The organism is Klebsiella africana (assembly GCF_020526085.1).
Classification (GTDB): Bacteria; Pseudomonadota; Gammaproteobacteria; order Enterobacterales; family Enterobacteriaceae; genus Klebsiella; species Klebsiella africana.
This window is the reverse complement of sequence record NZ_CP084874.1, coordinates 3,618,134-3,631,794: the sequence shown is the minus strand read 5'-3', so window position 1 is coordinate 3,631,794 and position 13,661 is coordinate 3,618,134. Positions and strand designations below refer to the sequence as shown.

The window sequence follows — 13,661 nt, the reverse complement described above, 5'->3', positions numbered from 1 at the left end:
ATACACAATGAGTAGCGTAGATATTCTGGTTCCCGACCTGCCTGAGTCCGTAGCTGACGCAACCGTCGCCACCTGGCACAAAAAACCGGGCGACGCGGTCGTCCGTGACGAAGTCCTGGTCGAAATCGAAACTGACAAAGTGGTACTGGAAGTACCGGCATCAGCGGACGGCATTCTGGATGCAGTGCTGGAAGACGAGGGCGCCACCGTCCTGTCTCGCCAGATCCTTGGCCGCCTGCGCGAAGGCAACAGCGCAGGTAAAGAAACCAGCGAAAAAGCGGATGCGAAAGCCTCCACCCCGGCACAGCGTCAGCAGGCCTCGCTGGAAGAGCAGAACAACGACGCGCTGAGCCCGGCGATCCGTCGTCTGCTGGCGGAACACAACCTCGACGCAGCGGCCATCAAAGGCACCGGCGTCGGCGGCCGTCTGACCCGCGAAGACGTTGAGAAACATCTGGCGAAAGCCCCAGCGGCGCCAGAAGCCAAAGCGCCAGCCGCTGCCCCGGCAGCCGCGCCGGCGCCGCAGCTGGGCAACCGTTCTGAAAAACGCGTGCCGATGACCCGCCTGCGTAAACGCGTGGCCGAGCGTCTGCTGGAAGCGAAAAACTCTACCGCCATGCTGACCACGTTCAACGAAGTCAACATGAAGCCAATCATGGATCTGCGTAAGCAGTACGGTGAGGCGTTCGAAAAACGTCACGGCATCCGTCTGGGCTTTATGTCCTTCTACGTGAAAGCGGTAGTGGAAGCGCTGAAACGCTATCCGGAAGTGAACGCCTCTATCGATGGCGACGACGTGGTGTACCACAACTACTTCGACGTCAGCATGGCGGTCTCTACCCCGCGCGGTCTGGTTACCCCGGTTCTGCGTGACGTCGACCTGCTGGGCATGGCTGATATCGAAAAGAATATTAAAGAGCTGGCAGTGAAAGGCCGCGACGGCAAGCTTACCGTTGACGACCTGACCGGCGGTAACTTCACCATTACCAACGGCGGCGTCTTCGGTTCCCTGATGTCCACGCCGATCATCAACCCACCGCAGAGCGCCATTCTGGGTATGCATGCCATTAAAGACCGTCCGATGGCGGTCAATGGCAAGGTAGAGATCCTGCCGATGATGTACCTGGCGCTCTCCTATGACCACCGTCTGATCGACGGACGTGAATCGGTAGGCTTCCTGGTGGCGATTAAAGAGCTGCTGGAAGATCCGACCCGTCTGCTGCTGGACGTGTAGTCAGCAAGCGTATTACCTACCGTAGGCCGGATAACACGCGTTAGCGCCGTTATCAGGCCTACAGGTTTAAAGATAATTACACCCTGAAGGATGGACTGAACACATGAACTTACATGAATATCAGGCAAAACAACTTTTTGCCCGCTATGGCTTACCGGCGCCGGTGGGTTATGCCTGTACTACTCCGCGTGAAGCAGAAGAAGCCGCTTCAAAAATCGGCGCGGGTCCGTGGGTAGTGAAATGTCAGGTTCACGCTGGTGGCCGCGGCAAAGCGGGCGGTGTGAAAGTAGTTAAAAGCAAAGAAGAGATTCGCGCTTTTGCTGAGCATTGGCTGGGCAAACGCCTGGTTACTTACCAAACAGATGCTAACGGCCAGCCGGTAAACCAGATCCTGGTTGAAGCGGCGACCGATATTGATAAAGAGCTGTACCTGGGCGCGGTGGTTGACCGTAGCTCCCGTCGCGTGGTGTTCATGGCCTCTACCGAAGGCGGCGTGGAAATCGAGAAAGTGGCGGAAGAGACCCCGCATCTGATCCACAAGATCGCTATCGATCCGCTGGCGGGCCCGATGCCTTACCAGGGGCGTGAACTGGCGTTCAAACTGGGTCTGGAAGGTAAACAGGTTCAGCAGTTCACCAAGATTTTCATGGGCCTGGCGACCATTTTCCTTGAGCGCGACCTGGCGCTGATCGAGATCAACCCGCTGGTTATCACCAAGCAGGGCGACCTGATCTGCCTCGACGGCAAACTGGGCGCTGACGGCAACGCGCTGTTCCGCCAGCCGGATCTGCGCGAAATGCGTGACCAGTCTCAGGAAGACCCACGTGAAGCGCAGGCGGCACAGTGGGAACTGAACTACGTCGCACTGGACGGCAACATCGGCTGCATGGTTAACGGTGCAGGCCTGGCGATGGGTACCATGGACATCGTTAAGCTGCACGGTGGCGAACCGGCTAACTTCCTCGACGTAGGCGGCGGTGCGACCAAAGAGCGCGTGACCGAAGCGTTCAAAATCATCCTCTCTGACGACAACGTTAAAGCGGTTCTGGTTAACATCTTCGGCGGTATCGTGCGTTGCGACCTGATCGCTGACGGCATCATCGGTGCGGTTGCGGAAGTTGGGGTTAACGTTCCGGTCGTCGTTCGTCTGGAAGGTAACAACGCCGAACTGGGCGCGAAAAAACTGGCTGACAGCGGCCTGAATATTATTGCAGCGAAAAGTCTGACGGACGCAGCACAGCAGGTTGTTGCCGCAGTGGAGGGGAAATAATGTCAGTTTTAATTAATAAAGACACCAAGGTTATCTGCCAGGGCTTTACCGGTAGCCAGGGTACATTCCACTCTGAACAAGCGATCGCCTACGGTACGCAAATGGTTGGCGGCGTGACGCCAGGCAAAGGCGGCACCACTCACCTGGGCCTGCCGGTGTTCAACACCGTGCGCGAAGCCGTTGAAGCGACCGGCGCCACCGCGACCGTGATCTACGTTCCGGCGCCGTTCTGCAAAGACTCCATTCTGGAAGCAATCGACGCGGGCATTAAGCTGATCATCACTATCACCGAAGGTATCCCGACGCTGGATATGCTGACCGTGAAAGTGAAGCTGGACGAAGCGGGCGTGCGCATGATCGGCCCGAACTGCCCAGGCGTTATCACCCCGGGCGAATGCAAAATCGGCATCATGCCGGGTCATATTCACAAGCCGGGTAAAGTGGGCATCGTTTCCCGTTCCGGTACCCTGACCTATGAAGCGGTTAAGCAGACCACCGACTACGGCTTCGGCCAGTCTACCTGCGTCGGTATCGGCGGCGACCCGATCCCGGGCTCCAACTTCATCGATATCCTGAAAATGTTCCAGGAAGATCCGCAGACCGAAGCGATCGTGATGATTGGTGAGATCGGCGGCAGCGCGGAAGAAGAAGCGGCTGCTTACATTAAAGAGCACGTGACCAAGCCGGTCGTCGGCTACATCGCGGGTGTTACCGCGCCGAAAGGCAAGCGTATGGGCCACGCTGGTGCCATCATCGCTGGCGGTAAAGGTACAGCGGATGAGAAATTCGCAGCCCTGGAAGCCGCCGGTGTGAAAACCGTTCGCAGCCTGGCCGACATCGGCGAAGCGCTGAAATCCATTATCAAGTAAACCCTCTCCGCTTGTCCGCAAGCGGAAATCTGTCCGATTTCGACATGGTTGGCCACCGTCAGGTGGCCTTTTTTATGGGTGTTATCCCGCCTCGTCAGAACCGCAGCGCCAACAACGAGTTGATTTTCTGCGAAAAGCCCTATCTATCATATTGATTTAATTTATTATTTAATAAGTATTTTCGATGCGCTGTTGTAGCTAATAAAAATATACCCCGGCTGTAGCGTAGGGAAACAAAAGCGGCAGTGAAAAAGCGTGGGGTAGGGGATAAGAAGCAGATAAAATACTGTGAGCGGTCTAACATTATTCGGATCGGTTCGTTTTTTTGTTTTTTTCCACGACGTTAAATAATATTACCTATGATTCTCATATCTCTCTTTTTAGTAACCAACAAGGCTATGCTATAAACATAGTTTTAACATTAAATTCACCAATATTCTTTATTGAGCCACATAATTAACACATAGAGTAAAAATTGATTTATATCAATACTTAATACTTGGAAAAATCATTCAAAAAACGTTAAATTGTCTCAAGTCAAATTGGCTTAAACAGGCCATCTTCGCTATATATTGATCACCGTCGAAAAATGTAAAACTGGAACAATAAAAACATATTTATTGTAAGGTTATTGCGGCGTAATATATTGGGGAATCAATTGGGTTTTTCGTTAACGTATTTGTAACCTTGTCCTGGCATGGTTTCACCTTCAGTTGAAACTTGCTTTGGGCGGGCGACAAATAAAATTTGTATTGGGGCATGCGTATGAGCCAGAGCTTCTCGGTTCATTTTCGGAGTCTTCATGCGATGAGCAAGGAGTCATGATGTTAGATATAGTCGAACTGTCGCGCTTACAGTTTGCCTTGACCGCGATGTACCACTTCCTGTTTGTGCCACTAACGCTCGGTATGGCGTTCCTGCTGGCCATCATGGAGACGGTCTACGTCCTTTCCGGCAAACAGATTTATAAAGATATGACCAAATTCTGGGGCAAGTTGTTTGGTATCAACTTCGCGCTGGGTGTGGCGACCGGTCTGACCATGGAGTTCCAGTTCGGGACTAACTGGTCGTATTACTCACATTACGTGGGCGATATCTTCGGTGCGCCGCTGGCCATTGAAGGCTTGATGGCCTTCTTCCTCGAATCCACCTTTGTAGGTCTGTTCTTCTTCGGTTGGGATCGTCTCGGTAAAGTTCAGCACATGGCGGTCACCTGGCTGGTGGCGCTGGGCTCCAACCTCTCCGCGCTGTGGATCCTCGTCGCTAACGGCTGGATGCAGAACCCAATCGCATCGGACTTCAACTTCGAAACCATGCGTATGGAGATGGTCAGCTTCTCCGAACTGGTGCTCAACCCGGTCGCCCAGGTTAAGTTCGTCCACACCGTGGCCTCAGGCTATGTCACCGGCGCGATGTTCATCCTGGCTATCAGTTCCTGGTACATGCTGAAAGGTCGCGACTTTGCTTTTGCCAAGCGCTCCTTTGCCATTGCAGCCAGCTTCGGTATGGCAGCGATCCTCTCCGTTATTGTGCTGGGTGACGAATCCGGTTACGAAATGGGTGACGTGCAGAAAACCAAACTGGCGGCTATCGAAGCAGAGTGGGAAACCCAGCCTGCACCGGCGGCCTTTACTCTGTTTGGTATTCCCGATCAGAATGCGCAAACCAACCACTTCGCGATCCAGATCCCTTACGCACTGGGCATCATTGCCACCCGCTCGGTGGATAAGCCGGTTATCGGTCTGAAGGATCTGATGGTTCAGCACGAAGAGCGTATCCGTAACGGGATGAAAGCGTACGCGCTGCTGGAGCAACTGCGTGCCGGTTCGACCGACCAGGCCGTTCGCGACCAGTTCAATAACGTGAAAAAAGACCTCGGTTATGGCCTGCTGCTGAAGCGCTATACCCCGAACGTCGCTGACGCCACCGAAGAGCAGATCGCCAAAGCGACCAAAGACTCTATTCCGAGCGTCGCGCCGCTGTACTTCGCCTTCCGTATCATGGTGGCGTGCGGCATCCTGATGCTGTTGATTATCGGCGCCTCTTTCTGGAGCGTGATCCGTAACCGCATTGGCGAGAAAAAATGGCTGCTGCGCGCCGCGTTCTATGGCCTGCCGCTGCCGTGGATTGCCGTGGAGTCGGGCTGGTTTGTTGCCGAATATGGCCGTCAGCCATGGGCGATTGGTGAGGTCCTGCCGACAGCGGTGGCCAACTCGTCGCTGACCGCGGGCGATCTGATCTTCTCTATGTTGCTGATCTGCGGTCTGTACACGCTGTTCCTGGTGGCTGAACTGTTCCTGATGTTCAAGTTTGCCCGCAAAGGACCTAGCAGCCTGAAAACCGGCCGCTATCACTTTGAACAGTCCTCTGCGGCTATTCAGTCGGCACGCTAAGACAGGAGTCGTCAAATGATCGATTATGAAGTATTGCGTTTTATCTGGTGGCTGCTGATTGGCATTCTGCTGATTGGCTTCGCTGTCGCCGACGGGTTCGACATGGGGGTGGGCATGCTCACCCGTTTCCTCGGCCGTAACGACACCGAGCGTCGGATTATGATCAACGCCATCGCTCCGCACTGGGACGGTAACCAGGTGTGGCTGATCACCGCCGGCGGCGCGCTGTTCGCTGCCTGGCCAATGGTCTACGCCGCGGCGTTCTCCGGTTTCTATGTGGCGATGATTCTGGTGCTGGCCTCGTTGTTCTTCCGTCCGGTCGGTTTCGACTACCGTTCCAAGATCGAGGACACCCGCTGGCGCAACATGTGGGACTGGGGCATCTTCATCGGCAGCTTCGTGCCGCCGCTGGTGATTGGCGTGGCCTTCGGCAACCTGCTGCAGGGCGTGCCGTTCCATGTCGACGAATACCTGCGTCTGTTCTATACCGGTAACTTCTTCCAGCTGCTAAACCCGTTTGGTCTGCTGGCCGGTATCGTCAGCGTGGCGATGATCCTGACTCAGGGCGCCACCTACCTGCAGATGCGTACCGTAGGCGAACTGCACCTGCGTACTCGCACCGTTTCCATGGTTGCGGCACTGGTGACGCTGGTCTGCTTCGCGCTGGCGGGCGTGTGGGTCTACTACGGCATCGACGGTTATGTGGTGAAATCGGTGATTGACCATACCGGTCCGTCGAACCCACTGACCAAAGAAGTGGTGCGTGAGGCTGGTGCGTGGATGGTGAACTTTAACAATATGCCAGCGCTGTGGGCGGTGCCTGCCCTGGGCGTGGTGCTGCCGTTGCTGACCATCGCGTCGACCAAAGCGGATAAAGGCGCCTGGGCATTCCTGTTCTCCTCGCTGACCCTGGCCTGCATCATTCTGACTGCCGGTATCGCGATGTTCCCATTCATCATGCCGTCCAGCACCATGCTGAACGCCAGCCTGACGATGTGGGACGCGACTTCCAGCCAGCGGACGCTGAACCTGATGACCTACGTGGCGATTGTGTTCGTGCCGATCATTCTGGTTTACACCAGCTGGTGTTACTGGAAGATGTTTGGCCGCATCACGCGCGAAGACATCGAAAAGAACACCCACTCGCTGTACTAAGGTAAGGAGCTATATATGTGGTACTTCGCATGGATTTTGGGAACGCTGCTTGCCTGTGCCTTTGGGGTGATTACCGCGCTGGCGCTTGAGCACGTGGAAGCCACCAAAGCAGGTAAAGAAGAACATTGATGAGTATTATCGTGATGCGATATACGAAATCATTCGGGTTGCATCGAGGCCGCAAGTCTGTGAATCCCCAGGAGCTTACACCAGTAAGTGACTGGGGTAAGCAGACGTAGCCAACAAAGAGGCGACGTGAATGATAAAGTATATGTATGCGATAATGGACAAGCGCCCGTTAAGGGCGCTTTCCTTATTGATGGCGCTGCTGCTGGCCGGCTGCATCTTCTGGGATCCGTCGCGCTTTGCGGCGAAGACCAGCGAGCTGGAAATCTGGCATGGTTTCTTGCTGATGTGGGCGGTTTGCAGCGGTGTTATCCACGGCGTGGGCTTCCGTCCGCGTGCTGTTCACTGGCAGGGGATTTTTTGTCCGCTTATCGCTGATATTGTGCTCGCTTTAGGTCTCTTCTTTTTCTTCTTTTGAATAAGAGATCTCTGTTAATGGTATGGGCTTGCATAAGCCCATAAAAATTTACGCCCCGTTTACTTTCCCCCATTCCAAACCACCTTTCCCGCGCGTATAGTAGCGAAGTTTGAAAGCTCTAACCTTTTTTTGCATTACCGGGATGTAAAGTGAATACAACGCTGTTTCGATGGCCGGTTCGGGTCTACTACGAAGATACCGATGCCGGTGGTGTGGTTTACCACGCCAGTTACGTCGCTTTTTATGAAAGAGCACGCACAGAGATGCTGCGCCACCATCACTTTAGTCAACAGGTGCTGTTGGCTGAACGCGTTGCCTTCGTGGTTCGCAGAATGACGCTGGAGTATTTTGCCCCCGCCAGACTCGACGACATGCTCGAAGTCCAGACGGAAATTACCTCGATGCGCGGCACCTCTTTGGTTTTCACGCAGCGAATCGTCAATGCCGAGAATACAGTGTTAAACGAAGCTGAGGTTCTCATTGTGTGCGTTGATCCACTCTTAATGAAGCCTCGTGCGCTTCCCAAGTCTATTGTCGCGGAGTTTAAGCAGTGACTGACATGAATATCCTTGATTTGTTCCTGAAGGCGAGCCTTCTGGTTAAACTTATCATGTTGATTTTGATTGGTTTTTCTATCGCTTCCTGGGCTATCATTATTCAGAGAACGCGCATCCTTAACTCGGCCGCGCGTGAAGCTGAAGCGTTCGAGGACAAATTCTGGTCCGGGATCGAGCTGTCCCGTTTGTACCAGGAGAGCCAGGGGCGTCGCGATAACCTGACCGGTTCGGAACAAATCTTCTACAGCGGTTTCAAAGAGTTTGCGCGTCTGCATCGGGCCAACAGCCATGCGCCGGAGGCGATTGTCGAAGGGGCCTCGCGCGCGATGCGTATTTCGATGAACCGCGAACTGGAAACGCTGGAAACCCATATTCCGTTCCTCGGCACCGTGGGGTCCATCAGCCCGTATATCGGTCTGTTTGGTACCGTCTGGGGGATCATGCACGCCTTTATCGCCCTTGGCGCGGTGAAGCAGGCCACCCTGCAGATGGTGGCGCCGGGTATCGCTGAAGCGCTGATCGCCACCGCGATTGGTCTGTTCGCTGCTATTCCGGCGGTCATGGCGTATAACCGCCTGAACCAGCGCGTGAACAAGCTTGAACTGAATTACGACAACTTTATGGAAGAGTTCACCGCCATTCTGCACCGTCAGGCCTTTACCAGCAGCGAAAGCAATAAGGGGTAAGCCATGGCCAGAGCACGTGGACGCGGACGTCGCGAACTGAAGTCCGAGATTAACATCGTTCCGCTGCTGGATGTCCTGCTGGTGCTGTTGCTGATCTTTATGGCAACGGCGCCGATCATTACGCAGAGCGTGGAAGTCGATCTGCCGGACGCCACGGAATCGCAAGCAGTGAAAAGCAATGACGATCCGCCGGTGATTGTGGAAGTCTCCGGGGTAGGGCAGTACAGCGTGAAAGTGGGGCAGGAGACGCTGTCCCAGCTGCCCCCGGAGCAGGTGATTGCCGAAGCGAAGCGTCGTCTTGAAGCCAATGAGAAAACGGTATTCCTGATCGGCGGTGCGAAAGACGTCCCTTACGATGAAATTATTAAAGCGCTGAACCTGTTGCATAGCGCAGGGGTTAAATCGGTCGGCTTGATGACCAAACCTATTTAATCGCTACAGGTAGGTGCGCCCGCGCGGCGTCCGATGGCGGGTATCGTTCGCCGTCGGCGCGCATCGCGGGTACAGGCGAACAGTTTTTGGGAACCGATAGTGTCAAAGGCAACCGAACAAAACGACAAGCTTAAACGAGCGATCATCATTTCAGTCGCGCTGCACATCATTCTGATCGCGCTACTGATCTGGAGTTCGTTTGACGAGCATCTGGATGCTTCTGCCGGTGGCGGCGGGGGATCGTCCATTGATGCCGTCATGGTCGATCCGGGGGCGGTGGTAAATAACTATAACCGTCAGCAACAGCAGCAGGCCAGCGCACGTCGCGCCGCTGAGCAGCGTGAAAAACAGGCGCAGCAGCAGGCAGAAGAGTTACGTGAGAAACAGGCTGCGGAACAGGAACGGCTGAAACAGCTCGAACAGGAACGGCTGCAGGCGCAGGAAGCGGCGAAAGAAGCGAAGGAACAGCAGAAGCAGGCTGAGGAAGCGGCTGCCAAGGCTGCCGCGGCGGCGAAAGCTAAAGCGGATGCGCAGGCCAAAGAAGCGCAGGAAGCCGCTGCTAAAGCGGCTGCCGACGCAAAAGCGAAGGCAGACGCCCAGGCAAAAGCGGCAGAGCTGGCAGCGGCTAAAGCCGCTGCTGACGCGAAGAAACAGGCCGAAGCCGCGGCAGCGAAAGCGGCCGCCGATGCGAAGAAACAGGCGGAAGCCGAAGCAGCGAAAGCCGCGGCAGAGGCACAGAAGAAAGCGGAAGCGGCAGCAGCGAAGAAAGCCCAGCAGGAAGCGGAGAAGAAAGCTCAGCAGGAAGCGGCTAAGCAGGCAGCGGCAGAAAAAGCAGCCGCTGAAAAAGCTGCCGCGCAAAAAGCAGCCGCTGAGAAGGCCGCCGCCGAGAAAGCCGCAGCCGCTGAAAAAGCGGCGGCAGCCAAAGCGGCGGCAGCAGAGAAGGCAGCCGCCGATAAAGCGGCCAAAGCGGCAGCAGCCAAGGCCGCGGCAGCGAAAAAAGCGGCGGCGGCGAAAGAAGCGGACGGCGTTGACGACCTGCTTGGCGATCTGAGCTCTGGTAAGAATGCGCCTAAAACAGGCGGTGGGGCCAAAGGAAACAATGCCTCCGCTGCCGGGAGTGGTAATACTAAAAACAGTGCCTCAGGGGCTGATATCAACAACTATGCCGGACAGATAAAGTCGGCGATTGAAAGTAAGTTTTATGACGCATCGTCCTATGCAGGCAAAACATGCACCTTGCGTATCAAACTTGCTCCTGACGGCCTGTTGTTAAATATACAGTCCGAAGGTGGTGATCCTGCTCTGTGCCAGGCCGCTCTTGCCGCAGCCCGACAGGCTAAGTTCCCGAAACCACCTAGCCAGGCAGTATATGAAGTCTTCAAAAATGCGCCACTGGACTTCAAACCTCAGTGACATTTTTCCCCGTGCAAACGGGGAAAAACAATCTATGGTAGTCACAGGGTTTTGGTAGTTTTGTATATTTGAGTTTGTTAACATTCTGCTAAATTATCGTGGGCTTTCCGCCCGGATAAGGGAGATATGATGAAGCAGGCATTACGAGTAGCATTTGGTTTTTTAATGCTGTGGGCGGCGGTGCTGCACGCAGAAGTACGTATCGAGATCACCCAGGGGGTGGACTCGGCGCGCCCTATCGGCGTGGTACCGTTCCAGTGGGCCGGCCAGGGCGCTGCGCCGGAAGATGTCGGTGGTATCGTGGCAGCTGACCTGCGCAACAGCGGTAAATTCAACCCGCTGGATCGCTCTCGTCTGCCGCAGCAGCCGACCAGTGCCCAGGAAGTGCAGCCTGCAGCCTGGTCTGCATTGGGTATTGACGCCGTAGTCGTCGGCCAGGTGACGCAAAACCCGGATGGTTCTTATCAGGTGGCGTATCAGCTGGTGGACACCGGCGGTGCGCCGGGCACAACGCTGGCACAAGGCTCTTTTAAAGTCACTAAGCAGTACCTGCGCTACGCGGCGCATGCTGCCAGCGACGCGGTGTTTGAGAAGCTGACCGGCATCAAGGGCGCCTTCCGTACCCGTATCGCCTACGTGGTGCAGAAAAACGGCGGTCAGTTCCCTTACGAACTGCGCGTGTCCGACTACGATGGTTACAACCAGTTCCTGGTTCACCGCTCCTCCCAGCCGCTGATGTCCCCGGCCTGGTCTCCGGACGGTTCTAAACTGGCCTACGTGACCTTTGAAAGCGGTCGTTCCGCGCTGGTGGTTCAGACCCTGGCGAACGGCGCGGTGCGTCAGATTGCCTCCTTCCCGCAGCACAACGGTGCGCCAGCGTTCTCACCGGATGGCTCTAAACTGGCGTTCGCGCTGTCGAAAACCGGTAGCCTGAACCTGTATGTGATGGACCTGGGCTCGGGTCAGATTCGTCAGGTGACCAACGGTCGCAGCAACAACACCGAACCAAGCTGGTTCCCGGACAGCCAGAACCTGGCCTTCACCTCTGACCAGGCCGGTCGTCCGCAGGTGTATAAAGTCAACATTAATGGCGGCACGCCGCAGCGTATCACCTGGGAAGGTTCGCAGAACCAGGACGCCGACGTGAGCGCGGATGGTAAAACCATGGTAATGGTCAGCTCGGCCGGCGGTCAGCAGCACATTGCCAAACAAGATCTGGAAGCGGGTGGTGTACAGGTTCTGTCATCAACGTTTTTAGACGAAACGCCAAGTCTGGCACCTAACGGCACTATGGTAATCTACAGCTCTTCTCAGGGGATGGGATCCGTGCTGAATCTGGTTTCTACAGATGGGCGTTTCAAAGCGCGTCTTCCGGCAACTGATGGACAGGTAAAATCACCTGCCTGGTCGCCGTATCTGTGATAATAAATAATTGATTATTAAAGGAATCAAAGAAATGCAACTGAACAAAGTGCTGAAAGGGCTGATGATCGCTCTGCCGGTTATGGCAATCGCGGCATGTTCTTCTAACAAGAACGCCAGCAACGACCAGAGCGGTGAAGGCATGCTGGGTGCCGGCACTGGTATGGACGCTAACGGTAACGGCGGCAACATGTCTTCTGAAGAGCAAGCTCGTCTGCAGATGCAGCAGCTGCAGCAGAACAACATCGTTTACTTCGATCTGGACAAGTACGATATCCGTTCTGACTTCGCTGCTATGCTGGACGCGCACGCTAACTTCCTGCGCAGCAACCCGTCCTACAAAGTGACTGTAGAAGGTCACGCGGATGAGCGCGGTACGCCGGAATACAACATCGCTCTGGGTGAGCGTCGTGCTAACGCCGTTAAGATGTATCTGCAGGGCAAAGGTGTTTCTGCCGATCAGATCTCCATCGTTTCTTACGGTAAAGAAAAACCAGCAGTACTGGGTCATGACGAAGCGGCATATGCCAAAAACCGTCGCGCCGTACTGGTTTACTAAGAGAATTGCATGAGCAGTAACTTCAGACATCATTTATTGAGTCTGTCGTTACTGGTTGGCATAGCGGCCCCCTGGGCCGCTTTTGCTCAGGCGCCAATCAGTAGTGTCGGCTCAGGCTCGGTCGAAGACCGCGTCACTCAACTCGAGCGTATTTCCAATGCTCACAGCCAGCTTTTAACCCAACTCCAGCAACAACTCTCTGATAACCAGACTGACATTGATTCTCTGCGTGGCCAAATCCAGGAGAACCAGTATCAGCTAAATCAGATTGTTGAGCGCCAGAAGCAGATTCTGCTGCAGATAGATAGTCTGAGCAGCGGTGGTGGCGCTGCGTCAGGGGCGCAGGCGCCGGCGTCTTCTGGCGATCAGAGCGCGGCTGCCACCAGCGCAGCGCCAGCGGCCTCGTCAGGCGCCCCGGCGATGACCGGCGATGCGAACACCGATTACAATGCCGCTATTGCTCTGGTGAAGGATGCCTCACGCCAGGATGACGCAATGGTGGCGTTTCAGAACTTCGTCAAAAAGTACCCGGATTCAACTTATCAACCGAACGCCAATTATTGGCTCGGACAGTTGAACTACAATAAGGGGAAAAAAGACGACGCGGCGTTTTACTTCGCCTCGGTAGTGAAGAACTACCCGAAATCGCCGAAAGCGCCTGACGCGATGTTTAAAGTCGGCGTGATCATGCAGGACAAGGGTGATACCGCGAAAGCGAAAGCGGTTTACCAGCAGGTGATCAATAAATTCCCCGGCACCGACGGTGCCAAACAAGCGCAAAAACGACTTAATGCTCTTGGTTGATTACGGCATGACCAGAAATCGCGTTATTTCTGGTCTTGTCGCCTGAATCGCCAGCAGTTAAGTGATCTTTATCGAAATTTTAGTTGCGCTGAATTCTGAAATCAGTAATATATGCCGCCGTTGCCAAGGGATATCAAACAAGCCCAAAGCAATGCCAGAGTGGGTCGTTAGCTCAGTTGGTAGAGCAGTTGACTTTTAATCAATTGGTCGCAGGTTCGAATCCTGCACGACCCACCAATCGTTCTGGTGGAACGCGATAGTAAAACGTGAAGGATAACGTTGCGTCAGCAACGGCCCGTAGGGCGAGGCGAAGCCAAGTCATC

14 protein-coding genes and 1 tRNA gene are annotated in these 13,661 nt (G+C 55.0%); all 15 read left to right on the top strand.

The genetic code is table 11. The features are described from left to right. Positions 1–7 precede the first annotated feature (7 nt). The 15 genes from odhB to LGL98_RS17540 all read left to right on the top strand — a co-directional run bounded on the left by odhB (position 8) and on the right by LGL98_RS17540 (position 13,575). Positions 8–1,234, top strand: a complete 1,227-nt coding sequence (gene odhB / locus LGL98_RS17610; protein ID WP_136030859.1) for a 2-oxoglutarate dehydrogenase complex dihydrolipoyllysine-residue succinyltransferase — start codon at positions 8–10, stop codon at positions 1,232–1,234. A 103-nt stretch (positions 1,235–1,337) separates the two neighbouring features. Further along, on the top strand, positions 1,338–2,504 hold the full coding sequence (gene sucC / locus LGL98_RS17605; protein ID WP_002895039.1) for an ADP-forming succinate--CoA ligase subunit beta: 1,167 nt from the start codon (positions 1,338–1,340) through the stop codon (positions 2,502–2,504). Further along, a complete protein-coding gene (gene sucD / locus LGL98_RS17600) occupies positions 2,504–3,373 on the top strand; it encodes a succinate--CoA ligase subunit alpha (protein ID WP_014169173.1) in 870 nt (289 codons plus the stop codon). Before sucC ends, sucD begins: the two co-directional genes overlap by 1 nt. A gap of 824 nt (positions 3,374–4,197) precedes the next feature. After that, positions 4,198–5,766 carry a cytochrome ubiquinol oxidase subunit I gene (cydA, locus tag LGL98_RS17595; RefSeq protein ID WP_002895047.1) on the top strand — a complete coding sequence of 523 codons (1,569 nt, stop codon included), beginning with the start codon at positions 4,198–4,200 and terminating at the stop codon, positions 5,764–5,766. Positions 5,767–5,781: 15 nt separating this feature from the next. Beyond that, on the top strand, positions 5,782–6,921 hold the full coding sequence (gene cydB / locus LGL98_RS17590; RefSeq protein WP_136030861.1) for a cytochrome d ubiquinol oxidase subunit II: 1,140 nt from the start codon (positions 5,782–5,784) through the stop codon (positions 6,919–6,921). Between the two features lie 15 nt (positions 6,922–6,936). Continuing rightward, positions 6,937–7,050 carry a cytochrome bd-I oxidase subunit CydX gene (cydX, locus tag LGL98_RS17585; protein WP_004100325.1) on the top strand — a complete coding sequence of 38 codons (114 nt, stop codon included), beginning with the start codon at positions 6,937–6,939 and terminating at the stop codon, positions 7,048–7,050. Between the two features lie 130 nt (positions 7,051–7,180). Further along, entirely contained in the window at positions 7,181–7,465 is a 285-nt protein-coding gene (gene ybgE / locus LGL98_RS17580; protein WP_008805691.1) for a cyd operon protein YbgE, read from the top strand. A 149-nt stretch (positions 7,466–7,614) separates the two neighbouring features. Then, positions 7,615–8,019 carry a tol-pal system-associated acyl-CoA thioesterase gene (ybgC, locus tag LGL98_RS17575; RefSeq protein WP_025711807.1) on the top strand — a complete coding sequence of 135 codons (405 nt, stop codon included), beginning with the start codon at positions 7,615–7,617 and terminating at the stop codon, positions 8,017–8,019. Further along, entirely contained in the window at positions 8,016–8,708 is a 693-nt protein-coding gene (gene tolQ, locus LGL98_RS17570) for a Tol-Pal system protein TolQ (RefSeq protein ID WP_025711806.1), read from the top strand. The genes ybgC and tolQ overlap by 4 nt, the downstream gene beginning before the upstream one ends. Before the next feature lie 3 nt (positions 8,709–8,711). Then, positions 8,712–9,140, top strand: a complete 429-nt coding sequence (tolR, locus tag LGL98_RS17565) for a colicin uptake protein TolR (RefSeq protein WP_002895061.1) — start codon at positions 8,712–8,714, stop codon at positions 9,138–9,140. Positions 9,141–9,239: 99 nt separating this feature from the next. Next, on the top strand, positions 9,240–10,553 hold the full coding sequence (gene tolA, locus LGL98_RS17560; RefSeq protein ID WP_136030863.1) for a cell envelope integrity protein TolA: 1,314 nt from the start codon (positions 9,240–9,242) through the stop codon (positions 10,551–10,553). A gap of 129 nt (positions 10,554–10,682) precedes the next feature. Beyond that, positions 10,683–11,975, top strand: a complete 1,293-nt coding sequence (tolB, locus tag LGL98_RS17555) for a Tol-Pal system beta propeller repeat protein TolB (RefSeq protein ID WP_136030865.1) — start codon at positions 10,683–10,685, stop codon at positions 11,973–11,975. 34 nt (positions 11,976–12,009) lie between these two features. Next, positions 12,010–12,534, top strand: coding sequence for a peptidoglycan-associated lipoprotein Pal (gene pal, locus LGL98_RS17550; protein ID WP_002895068.1), 525 nt, complete (start codon positions 12,010–12,012; stop codon positions 12,532–12,534). A gap of 9 nt (positions 12,535–12,543) precedes the next feature. Continuing rightward, the gene (cpoB, locus tag LGL98_RS17545) at positions 12,544–13,338 is read left to right on the top strand and encodes a cell division protein CpoB (protein WP_136030867.1); all 795 of its coding nucleotides are present in this window, start codon (positions 12,544–12,546) and stop codon (positions 13,336–13,338) included. 161 nt (positions 13,339–13,499) lie between these two features. Further along, positions 13,500–13,575 (top strand) — tRNA-Lys (locus tag LGL98_RS17540). Positions 13,576–13,661 lie beyond the last annotated feature (86 nt).